This window comes from Thermomicrobium sp. 4228-Ro (genome assembly GCF_026241205.1).
Classification (GTDB): Bacteria; Chloroflexota; Chloroflexia; order Thermomicrobiales; family Thermomicrobiaceae; genus Thermomicrobium.
Genome location: NZ_JAPFQM010000006.1, coordinates 392666 through 415893 on the forward strand (window position 1 = coordinate 392666; position 23228 = coordinate 415893).

Sequence of the window (23228 nt, forward strand, 5' to 3'; positions counted from 1 at the left end):
ACGAGGCCCGTTCACCACCACGGCCGGGCGAGGCGGAGCAGGAGCCCCTCGCGCTGCCAGGCGAGGTGACCGAGGCCGACGAGGAGCGCGATGCAGCCAGCCAGCTCACGCCGCGACCCGTCGAAGTCCGGCGTCGCCTCCGCAGCACCGCCCGCCGAACGCCGCGGCCGCGCGGCCGCCTCCTGGGCGGCAGCCAGCCAAGCCTCGGCCAACGCGAACGGCGTCCATGCCGCGCGTTCGGCGAACCGCTCGGCCAGCCAGCGGGCGACCGGATGCTGCACTAGCAGGGTAGCGAGGAGCGACGGGTCTTCCACAAAGGCGAACGTCGCCTCGGTGACCCGGAATTTCCGACCACTTTTCGGTCGCTCGCTCCGCGATCGCTCCTCACGCGCGAAGTCCGCGACGTACTGGCACCGCGCGACGAGCGCGCAGTCGTGCTCGACACAGGACGGGATACGCTGGGCGAGGGGCGCGAGGAGTCCGATCGCACCGAGGACGAGCAGGACACCACCGGGGATCGCAGCGGGCTCCCCGAGCTCCGCCTGGTGCACGCAGAGTACTGCACCCTGGCCGAGCGCGGCGAGTCGCCGGGCCAGTTCCTCCGGATCGAGGACGAGCGCGTCAGCGCCCATCGCTCGCCTCCACGCGGTACAGGTCACGCGTCGGCACGATACGGGCCTGCCCCTGGGTCGCGAGCTCCTCGATCTCCGCGAAGAGACGCTGGAACCGCTCGCGGGCCTCCTTTTCGCTGTCGTTCTTGGCTGGTGCCGTGAACGTGTGCCGATCCCCGACGAGGACGAGGAGCGAACGGGCTCGGCTGAGCGCGACGTTGAGGCGCCGCCAGTCGGCATGCAGCGAGCCGATCGTGCCATCCTCGTTGCTGTTGACGAGGCTCACGAGAACGATCTCGCGCTCGCCGCCCTGGAAGCGGTCGACGGTATCGACCCGCACCGCGCCCAAGGCTGGGTGCGCGCGAGCCAGTCGCTGGCGGAGCAGGGTGTTCTGCCGCCGGTAAGGCGAGATGACGCCGACCTGCTCGACCACCTTCCCGCGCAGGTGCTCCGGAAGGCCCCGCAGAAACTCGGCGAGGAGCTGAGCGAGGAGTTCCGCCTCGCGCTCGTTAGCGCGGCCCTCGTCCTCGGCCGCGAAGAGCCGGCCGCTGTCGCGCGCGAGCGGATCGTCGCTGGTGTCGAGGTAGAGCACCGGTGGGCTCTGGCCGAGAAGGCCGGACGGTGGTGGAGCACCGAGTTCGGCCAGCCACTGGGCGAGCCGCCGCTCGCCGACCCGCTCGTCGGCCGGACGGAGGGCGCCTTCGTAGAAGACGCGGCTCACCAGCGCACAGATCGGCTCGTTCATCCGGTACTGCTCGGTCAGCCGGACACAGGCCGACGGGTAGAGCCGGTGCAGGCGCTCGAACGCCGAGGTGCGCAGGGTATCCCCGGGCCGGATCCCGAGTCGCTGGAGATCGTCCCAGTAGGGGGGCGGATCGAGCGTGGACACGACGGGCGGCAGCTGGTTCTCGTCGCCGACCAGAACCAGACGGCCGCGATACCCGAAGGGTAGGCGGCGCAGCGCCTGGAGACAGGCCGGCTCGGTCGCCTGGCCAGCCTCGTCGACGATGACGGTCTCGAAGGTGAGGCCGCGGAGTTCGGGAGCATCGGCCGAGCCGAGCGTCGCGACGAACACGGCCGCGTGGTCGCGGACGACCTGCGCCCGGCGGCTGCAGGCCAGCAACTCCTCGATCGCCGCTTCGTCGTCCGGTGGCAGGTCGCGGCGCTGGCGCGCCGAGAGGCCAGCGAGCGCCGGGAGCGTCTGGCGCGCGACCGTCTCTTCCATATCCTCGCGCTCGCTGCCGACGCGGACGAGGAAGGGGAGTACCTCGCGCGCCGACTGGGCGATCTTGAGCACTACCTCGTTCGCAGCCCGGTGCGTGTTGGTGAGCACGAGCACCGGTCGCCGTTCGGGTGGCCGCACCGGATCGAGGAGGGATTGAGCCAGCAGCCCACGCACCATGGCGGCAATGAGCGCCGTCTTGCCAGTGCCCGGCGGGCCCTGCACGAGTAGGAGCTCGCCGGGCTGGAGCGCGAGCGCGGCAGCGAGCGCCCAGCGCTGCGAAGCGTTCAGCCCCTCGGCCAACCACGCGGGCAGCGGGCCATCGGTACGAGGCGCGGGGGGCGGGCGGAGGCCGAGGATCGTCTGCGTCAGGGTGGGGAGTTCTCGCCAGCGCAGCGCACGGCCGCGCGCTGGTGCTGCCGCCAGCGAGGAGACGTAGAAATCGGCCAGCCCCTCGAGCTGCCAGGCCCGCATGTCGAAGCCAGTGAGCTGGTCGACGCGATAGAGCGGGTCGTGTCCGGCCGGAGCCAGCGGGACGCGGTCGCGTAGTTCGATCACGATGTGGTACTCGCCGAGCTCGACCACGCGTCCTTCGACCGAAAAGAGCTCGCCGGGGCGCGGGATCCGAGCGAGGACACCGTCCGGCCACTGTGGAGTCACCAGCACCGTGTCTTCCTCCCGGATCCGCGTATCCAGCCGGCGCCCGGGACGTTCGAGCGTGACGAAGCGGTCGTCCTGGTGGGCCAGGCGGAGGTCACCGAGCGTGATCCCCTCGTTCTCGAGCGCGAGCGGTGACGTGTGGACGAGGTGGAAGAGCCGCTCGCGCTCGGCGTGCTCTTCGGCCTTGAGCTGGCGGTGGAACCAGACCCAGTAGGAGAAGAGCGCTGACGGTGCGTAGCGGAAAAGTCCGTCGAGTGTGCGACCCTGGCGGTCCCGACTCTGCCGGCACACCTGGCGGGTTCGGGCTGGACAAGGCGTGCAGGGCGGAGACTCGCTCAGGAGATCGAACTGACCGACCACAGCTGGGAGTCGCCAGTTCTCCGTTGTCTGATCGAGCCGGTAGCGGTCGTACCCAGTGAAGAGGCCGCTGGCGACGCAGTAGAAGACGTTCCGGGCCTGAGCGACGAGGTCGACGACGCGCTCGTCGCGGCGCGCGAGGTCGAGGCGAAGCCGCTGGACGATGGGGTGCTGGTCGAGCGGCAGGGGTTTGATGCGCTCGTTCTCCACCAACTCGACCACCGCATCCACCGCAGCGAAGCCGATGCTCTGCAGGAGTTCACGGTAAGCGAGCGCCTGCAGACCTCCCGGGAAGCTCGAGCCGGTGAACGGGTCACGCTCGCCGAACCCGGCACGCGTCTTGACCTCGGCCACACGCACTGGGGCGGTCGGCTGGCGCGGCACCTCGACCCGATCAGCCCGACCGGAGAGGCCCCGAGTAGCGGAGTAGAAGAGCCGCTCGAAGTAGAGATCGACCTCCGGCTCACCGGTCGTGGCGAGGCTCGTGATCTGTTCCAAGATCGTGCCAGCGGCAGCGAACGAGGTGCGCACGTCCTTCGGCACGCCACCATCCCGCGTTTCCTTGAGGGAGAGCAGCACCTGCATCGACCGCGTCCACTCGTTCCAGACGCCATCGCGATACGCTTCGGCTGCACCCTGCGCGTCACCCGTCACGAGATAGGTCGAGAGAGCGCGACGGTAGCCGGCATGGATCGCCCGGCCGCGGATATCGCTCGGCTGCGAGGTGCGCTCACGGTAGTCGCGCGGCAGCCCGAAGAAACGCTGGAAAAAGACCTGGAGAGGGCAGTTGTAGAGCTGCTCGACGAGACTGCCGGTGACGGTGTACTCGGGTGCGACGATGAACTTGAGCAACACCACGCGCCGCAACCCACTCGGGAACACCGCCCAGACCGCCTTGAGCACCTGGAGACGGAGCGGTTCGGTGATGCCGCGGAGCCGGCGCGCCTCGAGGACATGCCAGAGCACCGGGAAGTAGTGCGAGAAGGGGTTGGTCGCCGGGCAGCCGGGATACCACTCGTTGGTGTAGACAGCGCAGAGACCGAGCGGGCGCTGCTCTTCGGTCATCGCCCGCAGCACGATCGCGCGGCGATCGCTGGCGTCGTCGAGCCGCTCGACGAGAAGCGGGACATCGAGCCACTGGGGTTGGCCGGGCGCGGTCTGGAGTCGACGCCAGGCTGCGAGCGTCCGGTCGTCCACCGGGCGGATCGTATCGTCAGCCATCGGCGGCCTCCCTGGCCGGCGCCATTTCCGGCACGTAGAGCGCGAGCGCGAAGCGGTGGGTGGCGGCCAGCGCGTCCTCGCCCCACGCAGCCGTGAGCGCAGCGACGAGCGCGCGGAAGAGATCGCGCGGAGAGGCTGCACTCGACAGCTGCCGGAACTCCTCGTCCTCGACAGTACCAGCGAGCAGCGCGAAGACAGCCCGCGCCCGGCGCACGAGCGTACCCAGCCCGTCCGGATCGTCGTCCGCTGCGTCGAGCCCGGCCCGGCTGGCCAGCCGGAGGAGCCAGGAGAGCACCGTCTCCGTCCCTTCACCCCGGATCAAGGCGACACGCGCCCGCAGGAGCGCCCAGACGCACCAGGTACGATCGTCCTCGGCAGCCTCGCGCCAGGCATTCCCGAGCCGTTCCGCTTCGGCAGCGTAGAACTCGCGTTCGGCTGGCGGGATCTGGTCGAGCGTCACGAGAAGGTCGCGCACGATCCGGACAGCCGGAAGCGACCGCTGCTTCTTCTTGTCACTGTCCTCGCCGGGAACGAGCGAAAGGAGGTCGCTGACGAGCCGGTGGAGCGCCCAGCCGAGCGCTACCCGCTGCTGGTTTTCGGGGAACCGTGCCAGGCGAGCGGCCCGCTCGAGCGCATCCGCGGCCGCCCGAAGATCCCAGACGGCGAGGAAGCGGTAGGCGCTCGCCAGTTCGTCACGCGCGAGATCCTCGGCCGGTGCCAGCAGCTTCTGGTCAAGCCGGAGGAGCGCGCCGAGCCGTTCGGCGACCAGGGCGGCGATCGCTCCCTCACGCAGCGCATCGGTCACCCGCCGCACGCGCTTGGGGACAACGACGGGATCCTCACCGGCGAACCGCTGCTGGCGGAGTTCGTCGACCCGTTCGGCTACGGCCGCGAGCAACTGTTCGGTCTCCTCGCGATCAGCCACCTGTTCGGGCTTGTCGGTCGACGGCACCTGTGCAACCGGCCGGGCAGCCATCGCCTCGATCCTCGCTCGTATCACGAACCTCGGCAGCGATCGTAGCGGAGAGGAGGGTGCGCTGTCCAGCCGCCCGGCCAGGCGGAACGAGTGCGTGGTCGCCCGAGCGATACCGTAGTGCGTCCGGCGCGACCGAGCAGACGATGCGACTGGGATAGTGACAAGCGACGGCTGACCCATGCTGTGGCAGCGCGTCGAGGCGCTGGCGTCCCAGGGAACAGTGACCGGCTGCCACCCGGGCGGTGGCTGGCGTTATACTCGAGCCCCAAGAGGCGACTTGCCGGGGCCAAGGCGCACGAAGCCGGTGCAGGCTGGCGATGGATGGGGAGCAGCGGGCACGAGGGGGTATCGCATGGCTGAGCAGCTCGTTCACCCGACACCGATGCGTGGCGTGCCGCAGCCGAGGCGCGAGGACGTGCTCGGACAACCACGCCTCACCGTTCTCGGCCATCCTGTGGTGACGGCACTCTTGACGGTCGCCCGGGACGAGCGGACGCCGCCGGCCGAGTTCGAGCGCGTCCTCCACGAGCTGACGCGCTTTTTGCTCTATGAAGCACTGCGTGCCGAACCGCTGGAAACGTTCCGCGTCCCCTCGCCGACCGGTGAGGAAGCGGATGGCGGCGCGATCCGCGCCGGGCTGGCGGTACTAGCGATCCTGCGGGCAGGGCTCGGGATGCTCGCACCGGTGCGGCAACTCATCCCGGCAGCACCGATCTATCTCGTGGGTGCGCGGCGTGACGAGGAGACACTGCGCTCGACCATCTACTACAAGAAGCTCCCCGGCCGCTTCGACGTGCTGCGCCACGTGGTGATCGTCGACCCGATGCTGGCGACCGGCGGCTCGGCAGTGGCGACAGTGCAACTCCTGCGGCAGACCTACGACGGGCCGATCTCGTTCCTCGGCATCATCGGTGCACCGTACGGGGTCCAGCACTTGCTCGATGCCGACCCGGACGTCCGCATCTACCTGGCAGCGCTCGACGAGCGGCTGGACGACCGTGGCTTCATCGTGCCGGGGCTGGGTGATGCTGGCGACCGGCTCTTCGGTACGCACTGAGAGCGGCGACGCGTTGCCTTCGCTCGGGAGCACGAAGCGCGTGATACGAAACGGCCAGCGGGAACGAGCCAGGCGAACGCCGGTGGCCAGGCTCCTGGTGTGGGTCGTGCTTCTCCTCGTTGCAGCGAGCCCGCTCGGCAACCCGGGGCCGACCAGGGCAGAACCCGCTGCACGCGCCGCACCGTCCGCACTCGACTGGGCAGTCGCGATCGACCCGCTCCGATGTCCGGTCGAGCGCGCCAGTGGACTGTATGCCGCGTGCCTGGCGCGCGTACCGGCCGACCAGGAGCCGATCGCACCGGACGGCACGTGGTGGCGCCTGCGCTTTGCCGACCGAGCTCGCGCGGCCGAGTGGGTGGCACGGCTGCTCCAGTCACCCGGCGTGCGGTACCTCGAGCCGGCTGTCCAGTTGACCTACCAGTGGATGCCGAGCGAACCGCTCGTCGCGCAGCAGAGCTGGCTCACGGTCAGCGGTTTCCCACGTGCCTGGGACGACACGATCGGCCGCGCGGACGTCGTGGTGGCGGTGATCGATTCCGGCGTCGCAGCGTCCCATCCCGACCTGGCTGGGAAGCTGCTTCCGGGATACGACTACCTGCACCGTGACGATGATCCGGACGACGAGGCCGGGCACGGGACGGCGGTGGCGGGGATCATCGCTGCGGCCGTGAACGGTCAGGGTATCGCCGGTGGCGCACCGGGCGTGCGCCTCCTGCCGCTCAAGGTCGGCGACCAGATCGGCGCCAGCTCCTTCCTGATCGCCGAGGCCGTGTACGGTGCGATGGAACGCGGAGCGCAGGTCATCAACCTGAGCCTCGGTGCCGATACACCGAGCGCTGCGCTCGAGCACGCGATCGAGCAAGCATACGAGCAGGGGATCGTCGTGGTCGCAGCAGCCGGCAACTCGCCGGACGCGGTCACCTTCCCGGCCAGCTACCCGGAGGTGATCGCGGTCGGAGGCGCGACGGCGGACGGCAAGCGGCTGGCGAGCTTCACGTCGCGCTTGACGCGCGTGGACCTCGTCGCACCGGCCGAGAACGTGCTGACGACCAGCTGGGACGGCCAGGAACCCGGCTGGCAGCCACGCACCGGCACCTCGTTCGCCGCACCGATCGTCAGTGCGGCCGCAGCCCTGGTCCGCTCGGTCGCGCCGGACAGCAGCGTCGAGTGGGTGCGCCAGGCGCTGCGCGAAACCGCCCAGCCGCTCGACCCGCCCGGTCAACCGGGCGCTGGGAGCGGGCTGCTCTCGGCGAGCGGAGCGGTCGAGCGCGCGGTGGTGCGCCGCTTCGCCCAGGCCTGGCAACGGGCCGACCTCCCAGTGGCAGCCGGGCAGGCGACCCGCTCGTGGGTGTGGGGCCCCAGCGCCTTCGCGCTCGGCCGCGAGCCGTACCAGGAGACGCGCGCCGGAACGCGCGCGGTCGCCTACTTCGACAAGGCGCGGCTCGAGCTCACCGACCCTGACCGACCGCCGAGCGATCCCTGGGCGGTGACGTCGGGACTCCTGGCGAAAGAACTCAGCACCGGCCTCATGCAGGTCGGCGACGCGACCTTCGTGCGCCTCCAGCCGGCGACCGTGCCGGTCGCCGGTGATCCCGACGACCCGACGGGACCGACCTACGCCACCCTGGCGACGGTACTGGCCGCACCGCCGCTCGACGAGGGCGAGCCAGTCGTGCAGACGATCGACCGGGCAGGACGGATCGGGAGCGAGGAGCGCCTGGCCCAGTACGGCGTGCGCGCCGGTCCGCTCGTACCGGAAACCGGGCACCGGATCGCCTCGGTGTTCTGGGACTTCCTCCAACGCCGGGACACCGTCTATGCGGACGGAGCGTTCCAGACCGACCAGTTGTTCTCGCCACTCTTCGCCGTCACCGGCTTCCCGATCACCGAGGCGTACTGGACGCGCGCCAAGGTCGGCGGAGTCGAGCGAGACGTCCTCGTGCAGTGCTTCGAGCGTCGTTGCCTCACCTACACGCCGGACAACCCACCCGGCTGGCGCGTCGAGTTCGGCAACGTCGGACAGCACTACTATCGCTGGCGGTACGGCAGGCTTCCCGACCGGCCACCAGCCAGCGACCCCGCGGCGATGGCGCCGGTGGACGGTAGCGGACACCACTGAAGCGGCGTAGACTGACCCCTGGCCAGCCCGGCAGCGAGCCTGCCGGGTGTGCTGAGGGGAGTACGGGAGACAGTGCGACCAGGCACGAGCGCGCCAGCAGGGAGCGCGGCATCAGGCGGTGCCCCGAACTGGCAGCGGACACTCGCGGCACTCTGGCTCGCGCAAACGCTGACGATCATCGGGTTCAGCCTGCGGACACCCTTCCTACCGTTCTTCATCGCCGAACTCGGTGCGCGCGATCTCCGATCGCAGGTCCTCTGGGCCGGGGCGATCAATGCCGGGGGCGCCGCGGTGATGGCGATCACCGCGCCGCTGTGGGGCGCGCTGGCCGACCGCTACGGCCGCAAGCTGATGGTCCTGCGGGCGATGGCAGCTGGGTCGCTCACGATCGGCCTGATGGCACTGGCCACGAGCCCGTGGCAGCTCTTCGTCCTGCGGCTCATCGAGGGAGGCTTCACCGGCACGGTCACCGCGTCGACGACGCTGGCCGCCTCGACCGTCCCGAAGGAGCGGCTCGGCTTCGGACTGGGCCTGATGCAGATGGCCGTCTTCTCGGGATCAGCGATCGGCCCACTGATCGGTGGGGTGCTGGCCGACCAGATCGGCTACCGGGCGACCTTCGCCCTGGCCGGGAGCCTCCTCCTCGTCTCGGCACTGCTCGTCTTCTTCCTCGTCGAAGAGCGGTTCGAGCCGCCACCCCGGCGCACCGGCCAGCGCGCGGCGGGCAGCGAGACCTGGCGGCTGTTGCTGGCACCAGCACTGCTCGGGATCGTCGTCAGCCTGTTCGCCTTGCGGGCAGCCAGCATGGCGCTGCAACCGATCGTCCCGCTCCTCGTCGAGCAGCTGGCGCGCGGTTCGCAAGCCGTCAACTCCCTGGCTGGGCTGGCGATGGGGGTGAGCGGCGTCACCAGCGCGGTCGCGTCGGTCGGGCTCGGTCGGCTGAGCGACCGGATCGGCCAGCGACCGTTGCTGGTCGCGAGCGGCGCGCTGGCGGCGGCGACGTTCCTGCCGCTCGGCCTGACGACCCAGGTCTGGCAGGTCATCGTGCTGCAGGCACTCTTCGGTATCGCTTCCGGCGGCATGCTACCGACCGCGAACGCCCTGGTCGCGCGCCTGACACCCGAAGAGCGGCGGGGGACCGTCTACGGGTTCACGACGACCGCCTCGTCGCTGGGAGCTTTCGTGGGCCCCTTGGTCGGCACGGCGCTCGCGGCCGCGCTGGGGCTCCACGCGCCGTTCCTCGCGATCGGGCTGGCGCTGGCGGCGACGGTCGCCTGGGTCAGCCGAGCACTGCCGCCGGTCGAACCAGGCGAGCGTGCGACTGCGCTGGAGACCGGCCGCGACTGAGGGGCGAGCGCCGGCGTCCCCGAGCTGGCGAGCCGCGTTGCGCGTCTTCCTCGATACGCTCGCTCCGCGCGGCAGGCCATCCGTGGTCACTCCGCTCCTGCCCCTGGAACGATCGGCGGCCAGAACACGGTCGATTCCGTTTGCCGGATCGGCAGTGCAGGTGCTATCCTTCGGTCGACCGACCGACTGTCCTGAAGGGACGCCGCATGGCGCGTATCCTGCTCGTCCCGGACGACGCGCTCGGCTGGCAGGACCTGGCTGCCCAGCTGGCCCGCTGCCCGGGAATCACGGCCGTCCAGCTGGCCGGCAACCCTGCCACCGCCGCGCAGCTCGGCGTCACCTGGCAGCCCGACCTGGTCCTCCTCGGGGCCGGTCTCCTGCGCGAGCAGCTCGACCCAGGGCTGAGAGGGCTGGTCCAGCGGGCTCCGAGCGTGCTCCTGGCCCACGCACTTCCCGCCCAGCTCCTCGCGGCGCTGCTCGACGCGGGGTTGCCCCTGCGTGGCGTCCTCACCTGGGTCGATCTCGACCGGGCAGCGGTGCCCGCGGTGGCCGCGCTCCTGACGCAGAGCCCGCTCCCGGTCGCCGGGCCGACAGCGGCTGCCCAGCTGGCCGCGCTGTGGCGGGAGCAGGTGGGGCGTCCGCGGCTCAGTCCGGTGGAGCAGCGGCTCCTGCCGCTCCTGGCCGAGTGGGACCTCACCTACGCAGCGATCGCTGCCCGGATGGGAGTGACACCGGCGACGGTCAAGGCGCGGGTGCGGCGGCTCGCCCTCGAGCTCGGTGTCCCCGCGGGACGGGGTCCAGTGGTCGAGGCAGCCCGCCAGCGCGGCTTGCTCCCACCCTGAGCGGGCCGGGCCGACGCGGCACGCGCCGCCGGACGACAGCAGTGTCGTCCAAAGGAGACTGGTCGCTGCACCCGACCGCTGGCGACACTCCCGGTGCGGGAACCGGACACCGCGAAGGAGGTGTGCATCTGCAGTGGATACTGGCCTCCGACGGAGCCTGCGGGCGCTGCCGCGCCATCGCCGAGCGGGTCGTGGCGTTGGGCGGTGGACGGCTCGCAGCGCGGAGCCTGCGCGACCCAGCGGTCGCTGCCTGGCGCGAGCGGGCACTGGGGCCGGAGGCGCCCTGGGAGCCGGTGCTGCTCGCGGTCGCTGGTGACCGCCTACAGGCGTACACCGGGCGGCGGCTCGTGCTCCAGCTGGTGCGGCTGCTCGGGGTGCGGCGGGGGCTGGCGCTGGCGAGCGAACTGCGGGCGCTCGCGCCGCCGGCCGGAGCGGGTCCGGCGCTCACCCGGCGGCGGGTACTCGGGCGCTTGGCTGGACTCGGCACCGCGCTCGGGCTCCTGGCGAGCGGCAAGCTGGCGGTGCCGGGCGGGGCGCACGCCCGGGGGCAGGACGGTGGGCGGCCCTGGTGGGCGGTGGAGCCGATAAAGACGAGCGTGCTCGATCCGGCAGCCAGGGAGAAACTCCTGGCGGAGTTCGTGGCCGGGCCTGACCTTCCGGCGGTGCTCGGTGCGGCAGAGCTTGCCGCGGTGCAGGCGGCCGAGCACCGGCTGGCCGACGGGCGGACGCTGTGGGCGGCAGCTCTGGCACTGCCCGATGACCAGGTACTGGCCTACTACGTGGATGACGCTGGCCAGAAGATCGTGCTGCACTATCGTATAGTGACGCACGGTGTTCGGCCCCAGCTCGCGCCCGTGACTCCGACCGGCGGCGTACAGCGTGCGTCAACACTCCCCGAAAGAGAGCTCCTGGCTCAACGAACGTGTTCTCCTCCTCTCATTCCTTGTTCATGCTGCTGCGGCAATCTCGATCTCTTCGAGTTGCTTACGTGTTGCGGCTTGGGGTGCTATGGGATCTGCAGGTCACGCTGGTGGATCGCCTGTGCTGCGTGTATTCTCGTTCTATGCCCCGCATGCCTCTGGCGCGCGTGCCGAGCTGGCTGGCCCTGCACCTGTTGCTGTGCGGAGCCGGGAACATGAGGACGATATCGGACCAGGTATGGTCGTTTCAGAATGTCCCACACACGTACTGAGAAGGAGGTCGCCCACCATGGCATGGGGGACGATAACGTGGGTGCTCTGGTTGCTTTTGCTCTGTAACTTCATCGTGCTGTTCGGGATTGAGACACTCACTGGTCACCGACCAGGTCGCCCGGAACCCAGCAGCTGGCGTAGTCGGCTCGTCAGCGCGCTCAGTTGCATGCTGCTGATCGCAGGGGTCGCCTACGGTGTCCGCCGTGGCCCGCAGTCATGGATGCACGACCCCGTCATGACGCTGCTCTTCGCGGGCTTGGTGCTGGTCTCCTTCTGGCCCTGGCTCACGCTCCTGCGGGGTCGTCACCGCAACCGACGTATGGACGGCGCGATGACTTCGAGGGGTACTTGAACAGGTTACCGACGGGCTCCGAGAGCAGCGGCCGGAGCGGTGCCTATTCGTCGGAGCCCAGAGCAATGAGCAGCGTGCCGAACGACACTCCGTGACATGGCCGTACAGTTCGCCAACGCGAGCGAGAGCGATGAGACACGGGCAGACACGAGTCACGCACAGAAGTAACCACTGTGGAGGCCCTGGCTGGGGTGGCGGGAGCGGACGAGGTGGTGGCCGCGTACCGGGACGATGCCGGGCGGGTGGCAGCGTTCCGGTACCGGCTCGACGGGGAAACCGCAGTGCTGCTGGCAGCCAGCGAGGGTGGGCAGGTGACCTGGCCGGTGGTCGCCGGTGGCGCGTTCAGCCCGGCGGGTTGTCCACCGGGGTCTTGGCCCTGCAGCGAGCGCCGCTGCTGTCAGGTCAATCTGCGTAGGGCATATGACTGTTGCTCGCAATGGTGTCAGGCTGCGTGCACCTTCCTCGGTAGACTCGCGTGCGCGACCTGCCTGGCCATCGCCTGCCCGGCGTGTCTGATCCGCGCCTGCGTCTGGTGGTGCGACTGTTGCTGGCAAGATCCGCCGTGGGGACCGTGAGGGAGGCGCGGCGCTCGGCTGGGCTCCTGCAGATGCGACGCGTTCGTTCGGAGAGGTGTCCGGTGCTCGCCGCGTTCGTGCTCGGCATGACGCTCACCCTGATCGGAATCGTGATCCGCCTGCTCACGGCGGTCCGGCACCGCCGCGTCTGGGACATCGTGTACTGGAGCATCATGGTCGTCTGGACGGGTTGGATTCTCTGGGTCAGTCTCCGCAGAGAGGAGACACTCTTTACCATCCTCTTACCGGGATTACTGCCCTGGGCAGAGGCGACGCTCGTGACGCTCTTTTCATGGTCGCGCTCGCCTACCTCGTCAGCGGTCTCAAGCAAGCCCGGGACAGGCGCGCGAAGGAAGCAGCGGACAACGCACGCTGACGGGCGTGCTCGCGAAGAGGGATAGTCGTGTTCACGGCGTTGGGTGTTTGTCTGTCTCTTGCCCGGGCGGCCGGTCCTGGACGACGTGTTGTGCTGAGCCGGGAAGGTGAAGGAGGGCCGGCATGCTGGTTCGGCTCCGCCCGCTGCGCTGCTGAGCACGGGAGGTCCACTCATGGACTGGGCACGCATTTTCTGGATCCTCTGGCTGGCTCTGCTGCTCTACGCGGTGCCGATCGCCGTCATCGAGCTGATACGTGGACGACGACCCTGAGAGTCAGGGCCGAGCCGCTGGTACCGCCGCGTGATCGGCGGTGTCGTCAGTGTGCTCGGTCTCGGCCTGCTCGTCTCCAGCCTGCGCACCAGTTCCCAACCGTCCATGGCGGACATCGTGTACTGGACGTTCCTGCTGACCTGCTTCGGTTTCTGGGTTGCAGTCCGAAGGGAACCGACACTCCTCCCAGAAGAACCCGACTGGCTGGAGGCACTGGTCTCGGCATACTGGTTCGTCGGTGGACTCGCCAGCGTCATCTGGGCGATCAAGAAGGCGAGAGAAAGGCGTACCGATGAAGCGTGCGTGAACGAGCACGCGAACACGCCATGAAGTCTCGGCACTGCGCGGGGAGCAGGATGACGCGACTGACAGACCCAGCGGGAAAAGGGGACAGAGGTGAAGGCGGCACGGAACAGGCGAACGGCGGGCCGGTGGCCGAGCGAAGCGGGATAGGGCATGGCGGGCTGGCAGCGGTCGATCGGGGTAGGGCATCGGACTGTTGCACGGCCTGCTGCGGACTTCCGGACACAGAGGTCGGCTCGGGTGTGCACCGTGCCGGGAAAGCCCCTCTCCTCGTTCGGTCGACGGCCGTGCTGCCGCACCTGCTGCTGGTACGAGCCACCGTGAGTGTCGCACGCAGACTGGACGAGAGGTGGGTCGACGCATGGCTTGGGACAGCTGGTACCCGCTCTTCTCGGTGATCGCCTACTTCGGCAGCTTGTCGATCTTGATCGCAGTTCATGTTTTCTGGATCGTCCGGCGCTTTCGGTCATTCCGCGCGCTCGACTGGGCCTCTGAGCTGCTCGTCACCTGGTCGATCGCGGTAGCCATCTGGCGCGGGATCCGCCGGGGACCGGTCTGGGATACCGACTTGCCGGGGAGTCCAGTCTGGCTGCGCGGCCTCATCGCTCTGGTCGCCGTGATCGTGTCCATTCTCGGGACCTGGTGGCTCATCCGGAAGGCGAACCGGCTGGAGCAGCCGGAGAACCAGGCGCGATCCGCGCTGTCATGACGGGCTGTCTCTCGTTTCGGGCCGTATACGGCCGTGCCAGCGATGACGGAACGGACACGACGTGGCGACGCACCCGCTGTCGCTGTGCACTGCCATTCGCCTGTCGCAACGCCTCGGTCACGCGCCTGGGAGACTGCCATGCGGTACGATACGGGTGCAGGGGCGAATCCACCAGCACGTTCGACAGGCCGGTATCGGTGACTCCCCGTCTGCACTGACACAGGGGCGATCCTGCGTGGGGAGGGAGGTGACGGCGATGGACTGCTCGGTGTTCCTGCCGCTGCTCCTGCTGGTGCTCGTCGCGATCCGGCTGGCGACGCTGCGCCGCAGCTGGTCGCTCGGCCAGAGTCTGGTCGGTGTAGCCGCCGGGGCATTCCTGTCCGGCGCTCTCGCTGTCCTCGCTGCGGGCGGCAGTCCCGCAGCCTGGAGGGGCGGGCTGCTGCTGGCGCTGCTGGGATTCCTCGTCGGTGCGCTCGCCGTGCTGGCCGCGACCGCCTGGCAACGGCGCGCGTCGCGGTAACCGGAGCGGTCAGCGGACGAAGCGGGCCGGGTCGAAGGGGGCGAGGTCGAGCACCGGCGCCTTCCCCTCGAGGAGGTCAGCGACGACCTCGGCGGTGACCGGGCTCAGCAGGATGCCGTGCCGCGCGTGACCGCTCGCGATCCAGACGTTCTCGTACCCGGGCAGGCGTCCGAGGACAGGGAGGCCGTCCGCCGACCAGGGACGGAGCCCAGCGAGCGCCTCGCGGAAGACGGCCCGGCCGAGCGCCGGTACCGTCTCGTGGGCGAAGGTCACCAGCTGGCGCACTCCCTCGAGCGTCGGCCGGCGGTCGTAGACCGCCAGCTCCTCGGTCGAGCCGACCGCGACCGTCCCGTCGGCCTTGACGGCGAGGTAGAGGTCGCCGCGGTAGAGGGTATGCCGGACGCGAGCGTCCCAGGCGTGCAGGAGCACCAGCTGGCCGCGTAGCGGCCCCAGCGGCAACGGAACACCCAAGCCAGCCGCGAGCGCACCGCTCCAGGCACCGGCCGCGACGACGACTCGCTCCGCTTCGATGCGCCCGGTGCGGGTACGCACCGCGACGACACGGTCGCCGTCCCGCTCGAAACCGGTCACCTCGACGCCTTCCTCGATGCGGGCACCACCGAGCGCTGCTGCTCGAGCGAACGCCTCGACGAGTCGCGGGCTGAGCACCTGGTGCTCGAAGGGGAGGAGCAGGGCACCGCGGAACAGCGGCGAGACGGCTGGCTCGAGCTGGCGCAGCTCGTGCTGGTCGAGCCAGCAGCAGGCGGCGTCGCGGGCACGCAGGATCGGCAGGGCAGCGCGGAGCGCTGCTTCCTCGTCGGCCGTGAAGGCGAGCAGGAGCGCGCCGGTGTGGCGCAGCTCGACGTCGATCCCCGTCCGCTCGCGGAGATCCGCTGCGACGGCCGGAAAGCGCGCCAGGCTGGCGGCACCGAGCTCGCTCAGGGGATCGCTCGCGCTCCCGCTGCCGGGAATGCTGAGGAGGCCGGCGTAGGCGATACTGGCCTGGCCGCCGACGGTCGACCGCTCGAGGACGCGGACACCGCGCCAGCCACGGCGGACCAGCTCGGCAGCGACGGCGCAGCCGATGATCCCCCCGCCGACGATGACGACCGACGCGCGTTCCGGCATCGCGACCCCCTTTCCTGGTGGATTGTCGGGCAGCGTGGAGGCCGGCGCAAGAGTCGCGACGCGTGAGAGCAGGCAGAACGGCACGCCCCACCGGCCGAGGTGAGACCTGTGGCGTCGTGCGGTATCGGGCGGGTCCGGCGCGCCTGGCCCCTACAGGGGGACGGTGGTCGGTAGGGTGCCAGTGGACGATCGGCCAGCGACGGTCGCCAACCGACCACACCGCGTTGTCGTCGGGGCGACGCGTGCGTCGCCCGCATTTCCGGTGTCGGGGCGCGGTGTGCCGCGCCCGTCCGGGGCCGTGGCGCGGGAACGTGGTCGGTTTCCCGGCCCTATCAGGCCGGACGGGTCGGGCACGCCTGACGCGATGGGTCGGGCACGCCCGACCCCTACACGAACGACCGCGGTCGGCGGGGCACGGGTCGGTGGTATGCAGGCGGCCGTCGACCATGCGTGTCGCCTGGCCGGGCACCCCTTCACTCCTGCCGAGCTGACGCTCGGCACCCGGTCCGCGTTTCCCCTCGTCGGGGCGAGGCGTGCGTCGTCCGTGGGACACCCCTCACCCCCGCCGCTGTCGCGGCGCCCCCTCTCCCGCGCCGTGCGGGAGAGGGGTCGAGGGAGTCGGGGGGCACAGGCGTGCCGCGTCCGTCTACACAGGATCGTGTGGGAACGGGTTCGATCTTCCGGGCCTACCGGCCCGGCTGGGTCACGCACGCGTGACCCGAACGGGTCAGGCACGCCTGACCCCTACAGGAGGTCGACGGTGGTCGGTGGGGATCGGTGGGCGACCGGCAAGCGACCGTCACCGACCGACCGCGCGTCGTTGTCGTCGAGGCGAGGCGTACCTCGCCCAGCCGAGCCACGAGGCGTGCGAACGGAGTCGATCGTCAAACCGTGCACCGGCCGTGCCGGCTGGTAGCATTGCTGCCGGAGAGGGGGAGCGGCATGCCGGAGGACATCCTGACGGTGGAGCAACGCCGCCTGGTCGAAGCGATCGCCGACGCGCTCTACCAGCGCGGGCCTGGTGTCGCGTTCACCGGAGCCGGGATCTCGACCGAGTCCGGCATCCCCGACTATCGCGGCCCCAACGGGTTCTGGTCGCGGGAGAACCCGACGCGCTTCCGCGACTTCCTGAGCGATCCCGATGTCCGGCGACGCTACTGGGACCGACGACGCCAGCGCTACCCGATCCTGGCCAGTGCCCAGCCCAACGCCGGACACATCGCCCTGGCGCGCCTGCAGGCAGCTGGGTACCTGGACACGATCGTGACGCAGAATATCGACGGGCTGCACCAGAAGGCCGGTAGCCCGCCCGAACGGGTGATCGAGCTGCACGGGACGGCCCACGCGATCCGCTGTCTCTCGTGCGAGGCCCTCTGGCCAGCCGAGCGGTTCGACCCCGGCCCGCCGGGGACGGTCCCGCACTGCCCGGTCTGCCACGGCATCGTCAAGGAGGCCACCGTCTCGTTCGGCGAGCCGGTTCCCCGGCCGATCCTCGAGCGCGCGCTGGCGCTGGCCGAGACGACACCCGTGATGCTGGTCGTCGGCACCTCCCTCGCCGTGGTACCGGCCGCGCACGTCCCGCGCCGGGCGGCCCGGGCTGGCGCCTTCGTGGCGATCGTCAACGACGAGCCGACGCCGCTCGACCGCGAAGCGGCGGTCGTCCTCCGCGCCCGGGCCGGGGCCGCGCTCGCCTACCTCGCCGAACTCCTGGTCGGTGCGCCGGCCGACTCCGCTCGCGAACGCGCGAGCTGAGCCAGCAGCGGGGCCCGGCGAACGGAACAGCAGATCCTGCACGCGACCGGTCGCGCCGGGATGCTGGGGGCAACAACGCTGCGCAGCGAGCGAACGTTCGGCTCGACACCGGAACTCGCTCGAGCTATGCTTCGGGTACGGTCTCCGCTCCGAACCGAGACGGGGGTGCAGCATGACGGCAGCGGTCCGGCGCGTCCTCGCGCTGGTGCTCGGATTCTGGGGAATCTGGCTGTGGGGTTGGGCTGGCTGGTCGCTCGCGGCCTGGTACGGCGGGTATGGGGGCGACACGGACCTCCGCATCATCGCTGCCTGGTTCCTCGCGCTCGGCGTACCGCCGTTCCTCGCCAGCGTCGCGCTCTGGCGCAGCTGGAAGGCTCGAGCGGCCTGGGTGGTGCTGGGGTGCCTGGCACTGGTCGCCTTCTGGAGCCAGCAGCTGGCCTGGTTCAGCGTCGAACTCGTCACCGGACTCCGTACCGGCACCTGGAGCGACCCGCTGGATACCCTCGTCGCTTGGCAGTGGTCCGAACAGGCTCTCGTCGTCCCGCATGGGTGGAGCGACCTCGGGAGCTGGTTCCTCTGGTTCGCCTGGGGACTGTGGAGCCAGCTCGCCGTCGCGCTCGTCGCGCTCGTGCAGGCACTGCGCACAGGCACGGCGGGGGGAGCTGCCCGCCGGCGCGCGACCGCCGCTGCCGAGCGGCGAGCCGGGCCGACCGGTCGCGAGCAGCGCCCGGCTTTCCTGCAGCCGGTCGAGGCTCAGGTCGTCCCGAACACGTCCTGGATCTCGTTCTCGCGCGTGTCACCGGCCAGGAGCACCGGCGTCCGCTCGGCCTCGTAGCGGTTGCCGGAGAGGCGCGTCGCCGTGGTATGGAGCAGGAAGACGGCCGCCCGGCCGTTGGCGACGAAGCGGTTGTCGCGGAGCTGGTGCCCCGTCGAGACGGAGCGGTCCGGGAAGTCGCGGTTGGCCGGATCGAGGGTGAAGGCGACACCGTCGCGGCCGTTGCGGGCGATCAGGTTGGCACGCAGCGTGCCGCGCGCTCCGTGCTCCCAGTGGACACCGTCGGTGCGGTTGTCGGTGATCAGGTTTTCCTCGAGTACCGTGTCGGTAGAGAAGCCCAACCAGAAGCCGTAGTTGCTCCAGCAGGCCCGGTTGCGGCGAAAGACGTTGCCGCGCGAGAAGGTCGCCTCGAACGCGTTGTTGGGCGAGTAGGAGCCGTCGTTGCCGACGACGAGGTTGTCGTTGGAGGGCGGGCTGAACTGGTTGCCGAGGAAGAAGCCGTCGCCCGACCAGCGCAGGTCGTTGCCAGCGATGCAGTTCCGGTGGGAGCCCCAAGTGAGCAGGATCCCGGCAGCGTCGCAACCGGTGCCGCCGCAGCGGTTGACGTGGCGGGCCCGGTTGCGCTCGAGGCGGCACTCGGTCGAGCCGTGCAGGCGGATCCCCCAGGCGGCGTTGTGGGAGAGATCACAGTCGGCGACGACGATGCCGCGGCAGGAGACGAGATCGACACCGATATCCTGGCCGGTGGCGCGGAGTCGTGCGATCCGGCTGGCGCTGGTGCGGAGCAGGCGGGCACCGCCGCCAGCGCCCTCGTCGCTGCGCGTGATATCGAGGAAGGTGCCGTCACTCCGGCCGTTCGCCGAAAAGTCGCAGTCCTCGACGAGGAGTTCTTCGCAGTCGATAGCGACGAGCGCCCAGGCGTAGCCGCGCACGGTGAGGTTCCGCACGACGACGCGCCGGCGGCCGGCGAGGACGACGCCGACACCGCCGCGCCCACCGCCATCGAGCAGCGCGCCTTGCCCGTCGAGGACGAGGTCATCGGCCGCGATCCGGAGCGCGCCGCCGGCCGGATCGGGCAGCAGGTAGCGTCCCGGCGCGAGTTCGGTCGATGCGGTGACGACGAGCCCCGCGCGAGGCTCGCGGAAACGGGAGCGGAAGCGTGCCAACCAGCCGCTCACGACGTCCACACGCCACCGGCGAACAGGGCAGCGACCGCACCGCAGGCACCGCACCGCGCCTCGACCGTCCGACCGGAGCGGCGCAGGCGGACGGACCGAGGATCGGCGTGGCGGGTACCGCAGGACGGGCAGACGACCGGTTCCCAGAGGCGCCGTGCCTCCTCGAGCGAGACCGTCTCGCGACGCACGAGCCGGCGGTGCCGGGCTGGACGGCCGAACTCGTCCCAGTCGTCGAGCGCGTATTCGGAGTACGGATCGTCCCACGCTCCGGGTCGGCGCATCGGATGCTCCTGCATCGGACACGAACGACTCGACCTGGCTGGTGCGTCCTCGTGGATAGCATACGCTGGAGGATGGCGGCAAGGGGTACCCGCTGCAGGAGCGGCTGAACCCCCGCGTTGCCAGTCTTCCGGAACGGGCGAGGAGCGCCGGGCCGACGCGCGGTCATCGTCGACCGGCAGGCAGCACCAGCGATCGCTGCCCCATCGCTTCGGGCAGTCGCGAAACCACCACTCGTGCGCTGGAAGAGTCAGGCGTGCCCGGCCCGCTGACCCGGCCCGAGGGTCATTCCTGCTGCCGCGCCTCCTGGCGCGGGTGGGCGAGGCACGCCTCGCCTCGACGACAACGACGCGCAGTCGGTCGGTGACGGTCGCCTGCCGGTCGCCCACCGGTCCCCACCGACCACCGTCGACCTCCTGTCGGGGTCAGGCGTGCCTGACCCGTTCGGGTCAGGCGTGCCGGCCCCGATCAGGTCACGCGTGCGTGACCCGAACGGGCTGTCAGGCCCGGGAACGAACCACGTCCCCGCGCCTTTCGGCGCGGCTGGGCGAGGCCCGCCTCGCCCTTACGGAAATGGGTGGTTTGGGCACCATCGCCTGCCGGTCGTCTACCGGCTGGCATCGATCACCGTCGTCTCCTTGGAAGGGTCGGGCGGATCACGTATCCGCGCCTGTCGGCGCGGACGGGCGACGCACGCGTCGCCCCTCCAGGAAAAACGCGGGCACGGCACACCGCGCCCCGCCAGGGAACCGTGGGCGCCGCACGGTGGCCGAGCCTGAGCTGGCGAGCGGCAGCACGGAGCGACCGTGCAGGGAAACGATGGCCACAGCGTCCCCGGCAACGGTGGCGGTCGATCCGGACGAGGGGTCGTCCGATCGTGCAGCGAGCGGCGAGCGCCTGGCTGGGCGGAACGCGAAAGCGCGCTGGCTTGACCGGGGGCCTGTCGGGGCGTATACTGTGCAAGGTTGGGCGCTGCGGCCCGGGCGGGTCGCGCGTCCTGAGTCGGTCCGATGTGGAGGGTACCAGGCGTGGAACGCAGTCAGCCTCCAGAACGCAGTACCGGCTCCCGCGGGCCGTCCGGGTCGGAGCAGTAAGCCGCAGTACGCCTCGAGCGCACGGCACCTCCCCGCCCCCGGCCGGTCCGGGGGCGGCCGGTCAGGTCGACGAACAACCTGACGGAAAGGGGGTGAACCGATGCGCACCTTGATCCGCTACACCATCGTCAACCAGGACGGGCAGCCGGTGATCCGGGCCGTGCGTGTGGTGTACCCGTCGACGGCACGGGTCGCACCGCCGGCCCAGACGGCCAGCCCACGACCGGAGACAGCAGTGCGCAGCGAGCGCACGCTCGAGGCGACCAGCGAGGAACGCCGCGCGGCGAGCGGTTCGTGACTGCCACCGGCAGTCGGCGCGACAACATCGACCCCCGCGGGCACGCGACCCGGCGGGGGTCGTCCGTTCGTGCTGGAGCGTTCGTCGTAAGCCCGCTCACCGAGGTGCCGGAGCGGCCGGGCGACACGTGCGTCGCACCTACGAAACAACAGCGTCACCGTCTGCCGACGGTCGCCTGCCCCATCGCCCACCGGCACCCCGTTTGCCCACCACCATCCCCTGCAGGGGTCACGCGTGCGTGACCCAGCCGGGCCATGAGGCCCGGGGAAATCGACGCGTTGCCACACATTCCGGCGTGGATGGGCGCGGCACGCGACGAAACCCCTCAACCCCGGCTCGCTGGCGCTCGCCACCCCCTCTCCCGCAGCGTGCGGGAGAGGGGGCGGGGGTGAGGGGTGTCGTACCGGTCCGCGACACCGACGGTCGCTTCCCCAGCGCCGACCGGCCCCCGTCGACCACCGTCCACCTCCTGTCGGGGTCAGGCGTGCCTGACCCAGCCGGGCCGTCAGGCCCGGGAACGAACCACGCATCTGCGCCTGTCGGCGCGGACGGGCGAGGCACGTCTCGCCCCCACAGCGGAAATGCCGGCGACGCCTGCGTCGCCCCTCCGGAAACAGAGCGCGAGCGGTTCCCGATGGTCACCGATGTGTCGCCCCTCTGCGGAGAGCAGACGACCGTCGTCTCGGTCGGGATCAGGCCTGCCTGGCCCAGCCAGTCCACGAGGGGCGGCGACCGACTCCGTGTCGATCGCCGGTGGAGAGACTCGGCGCGTGACCCCGTCCACGCCCTCGTATCCGGCCCGTTGCCCGCAGTCGTGCGCCAGAAGGATGCCGTCCGTACCGGTGTGCGGCCCGCGCACACCGGAAGCGGTGCAGAGACCAGCACGCACCGGCGTCCGGCAGTTCCGGTCGGACATCGAGGCAGCGCCGCGCCGACGGCGCGCACGGAGAGACGATCGGCGGAACGCACTGCGGCCCTGCGCGGGGATCCTGGGCCTGTCAGCACCTCCCGCCCGATACGTGGGACAGCGCGATCCGCCGGGCGGCGTTGCGACCCGGGACGGGGTGGAGCGGAAGGAGGGGGAAGAGCGATGTGCTCTTGCAGTTTCCTGAAGGGGATCGAGCCCATTGCGACGCATGCCTCGCAGAGTTGTATCTGCGGGGGCGGCACAAAGAGGTTGCAATCCCCTGAAGGGGATTGAGGCCTTTGCGACGCGGTGTCCAGCCGGGCAGGTCAGGCTCCGCTGGTCGAGCACCGGTTGCAATCCCCTGAAGGGGATTGAGGCCTTTGCGACCCGAAGGCGAGCGGAGCGAGCGAAGCGAGCGGAGGAGACGGGTTGCAATCCCCTGAAGGGGATTGAGGCCTTTGCGACGGGACGAGGCTGGGGAAGCGGTGGGGCAGGAGCTCGAGCGGCGGGTTGCAATCCCCTGAAGGGGATTGAGGCCTTTGCGACGAACTTATCCCGCTGCTCCGCGCGGCAGCGGGAGAGGCGCGTTGCAATCCCCTGAAGGGGATTGAGGCCTTTGCGACGAGGACCGGTAGCCGGTCCTCTACCCAGGCCTCGAGAACGGCCGTTGCAATCCCTGAAGGGGATTGAGGCCTTTGCGACACGGGGAGAAGTTCAGGAGGGGTTCGAGCGCTATGTGTGGCGTTGCAATCCCCTGAAGGGGATTGAGGCCTTTGCGACGGTGATGCATACGAGACCCTTCGGGCCTTGCTCGAGGGCAGGGGTTGCAATCCCCTGAAGGGGATTGAGGCCTTTGCGACCATACCATGTGGTAGATTACGCGGCAGAGTGGGAGAAGAGTGTAGTTGCAATCCCCTGAAGGGGATTGAGGCCTTTGCGACTCGCGGCCGATCTCGAGGATATCCTGAACGAGGCTCTCGAGCGGTTGCAATCCCCTGAAGGGGATTGAGGCCTTTGCGACCGACCCCGGACTTTTTGGCTACTCGCGTAGTACTTTTGGGTGAGGAGCGCATGTTCGCATCGTGCATTCGCCTCCGCGCTCTCGC

The 23228-nt window shown here is 70.3% G+C and carries 20 protein-coding genes; 14 read left to right on the forward strand and 6 right to left on the reverse strand.

Annotated elements, in window-relative coordinates; all coding sequences use genetic code 11:
• Positions 1-11: 11 nt before the first annotated feature.
• Genes OO015_RS11385 through OO015_RS11395 form a run of 3 tightly spaced genes read right to left on the reverse strand, consistent with a single transcriptional unit; the run spans position 12 to position 5047 of the window.
• Positions 12-632: a hypothetical protein gene (locus OO015_RS11385; RefSeq protein WP_265941385.1), complete on the reverse strand. Its 621-nt coding sequence runs from the start codon at positions 630-632 to the stop codon at positions 12-14.
• Positions 622-4071, reverse strand: coding sequence for an AAA domain-containing protein (locus OO015_RS11390; RefSeq protein WP_265941386.1), 3450 nt, complete (start codon positions 4069-4071; stop codon positions 622-624). Before OO015_RS11390 ends, OO015_RS11385 begins: the two co-directional genes overlap by 11 nt.
• The gene (locus OO015_RS11395; RefSeq protein WP_265941387.1) at positions 4064-5047 is read right to left on the reverse strand and encodes a hypothetical protein; all 984 of its coding nucleotides are present in this window, start codon (positions 5045-5047) and stop codon (positions 4064-4066) included. Before OO015_RS11395 ends, OO015_RS11390 begins: the two co-directional genes overlap by 8 nt.
• Before the next feature lie 352 nt (positions 5048-5399).
• Between OO015_RS11395 and upp the strand changes: the two genes are divergently transcribed.
• The 11 genes from upp (at position 5400) to OO015_RS11450 (ending at position 14711) form a co-directional block, all read left to right on the forward strand.
• Complete coding sequence (gene upp / locus OO015_RS11400) at positions 5400-6104, forward strand: uracil phosphoribosyltransferase (RefSeq protein ID WP_265941388.1); 705 nt, start codon at positions 5400-5402, stop codon at positions 6102-6104.
• Between the two features lie 40 nt (positions 6105-6144).
• Positions 6145-8223 carry a S8 family peptidase gene (locus tag OO015_RS11405; protein ID WP_265941389.1) on the forward strand — a complete coding sequence of 693 codons (2079 nt, stop codon included), beginning with the start codon at positions 6145-6147 and terminating at the stop codon, positions 8221-8223.
• A gap of 72 nt (positions 8224-8295) precedes the next feature.
• Positions 8296-9570, forward strand: a complete 1275-nt coding sequence (locus tag OO015_RS11410; protein WP_265941390.1) for an MFS transporter — start codon at positions 8296-8298, stop codon at positions 9568-9570.
• Between the two features lie 206 nt (positions 9571-9776).
• The gene (locus OO015_RS11415) at positions 9777-10412 is read left to right on the forward strand and encodes a DNA-binding response regulator (protein WP_265941391.1); all 636 of its coding nucleotides are present in this window, start codon (positions 9777-9779) and stop codon (positions 10410-10412) included.
• A 122-nt stretch (positions 10413-10534) separates the two neighbouring features.
• Positions 10535-11551 carry a Tat (twin-arginine translocation) pathway signal sequence domain-containing protein gene (locus tag OO015_RS11420; protein WP_265941392.1) on the forward strand — a complete coding sequence of 339 codons (1017 nt, stop codon included), beginning with the start codon at positions 10535-10537 and terminating at the stop codon, positions 11549-11551.
• 70 nt (positions 11552-11621) lie between these two features.
• Entirely contained in the window at positions 11622-11957 is a 336-nt protein-coding gene (locus tag OO015_RS11425) for a hypothetical protein (protein WP_265941393.1), read from the forward strand.
• Between the two features lie 191 nt (positions 11958-12148).
• Complete coding sequence (locus OO015_RS11430; RefSeq protein ID WP_265941394.1) at positions 12149-12532, forward strand: hypothetical protein; 384 nt, start codon at positions 12149-12151, stop codon at positions 12530-12532.
• A gap of 62 nt (positions 12533-12594) precedes the next feature.
• On the forward strand, positions 12595-12933 hold the full coding sequence (locus OO015_RS11435; RefSeq protein WP_265941395.1) for a hypothetical protein: 339 nt from the start codon (positions 12595-12597) through the stop codon (positions 12931-12933).
• A 276-nt stretch (positions 12934-13209) separates the two neighbouring features.
• Positions 13210-13509, forward strand: a complete 300-nt coding sequence (locus tag OO015_RS11440) for a hypothetical protein (protein WP_265941396.1) — start codon at positions 13210-13212, stop codon at positions 13507-13509.
• A 334-nt stretch (positions 13510-13843) separates the two neighbouring features.
• Entirely contained in the window at positions 13844-14191 is a 348-nt protein-coding gene (locus OO015_RS11445) for a hypothetical protein (protein WP_265941397.1), read from the forward strand.
• A 256-nt stretch (positions 14192-14447) separates the two neighbouring features.
• Entirely contained in the window at positions 14448-14711 is a 264-nt protein-coding gene (locus OO015_RS11450) for a hypothetical protein (protein WP_265941398.1), read from the forward strand.
• Between the two features lie 9 nt (positions 14712-14720).
• On the opposite strand, the gene thiO is transcribed toward OO015_RS11450, so the two are convergent.
• Entirely contained in the window at positions 14721-15839 is a 1119-nt protein-coding gene (thiO, locus tag OO015_RS11455; RefSeq protein ID WP_265941399.1) for a glycine oxidase ThiO, read from the reverse strand.
• Between the two features lie 942 nt (positions 15840-16781).
• Between thiO and OO015_RS11460 the strand changes: the two genes are divergently transcribed.
• On the forward strand, positions 16782-17591 hold the full coding sequence (locus OO015_RS11460) for an SIR2 family NAD-dependent protein deacylase (RefSeq protein ID WP_265941400.1): 810 nt from the start codon (positions 16782-16784) through the stop codon (positions 17589-17591).
• A 172-nt stretch (positions 17592-17763) separates the two neighbouring features.
• The gene (locus tag OO015_RS11465; protein ID WP_265941401.1) at positions 17764-18426 is read left to right on the forward strand and encodes a hypothetical protein; all 663 of its coding nucleotides are present in this window, start codon (positions 17764-17766) and stop codon (positions 18424-18426) included.
• Here the strand turns inward: OO015_RS11465 and OO015_RS11470 are convergent.
• Positions 18345-19544, reverse strand: a complete 1200-nt coding sequence (locus OO015_RS11470) for a right-handed parallel beta-helix repeat-containing protein (protein ID WP_265941402.1) — start codon at positions 19542-19544, stop codon at positions 18345-18347. The two genes, OO015_RS11465 and OO015_RS11470, sit on opposite strands and share 82 nt — an antisense overlap.
• The gene (locus OO015_RS11475; protein WP_265941403.1) at positions 19541-19825 is read right to left on the reverse strand and encodes a hypothetical protein; all 285 of its coding nucleotides are present in this window, start codon (positions 19823-19825) and stop codon (positions 19541-19543) included. The genes OO015_RS11470 and OO015_RS11475 overlap by 4 nt, the downstream gene beginning before the upstream one ends.
• A gap of 1192 nt (positions 19826-21017) precedes the next feature.
• Between OO015_RS11475 and OO015_RS11480 the strand changes: the two genes are divergently transcribed.
• Positions 21018-21215: a hypothetical protein gene (locus tag OO015_RS11480; protein ID WP_265941404.1), complete on the forward strand. Its 198-nt coding sequence runs from the start codon at positions 21018-21020 to the stop codon at positions 21213-21215.
• Positions 21216-23228: the final 2013 nt, after the last annotated feature.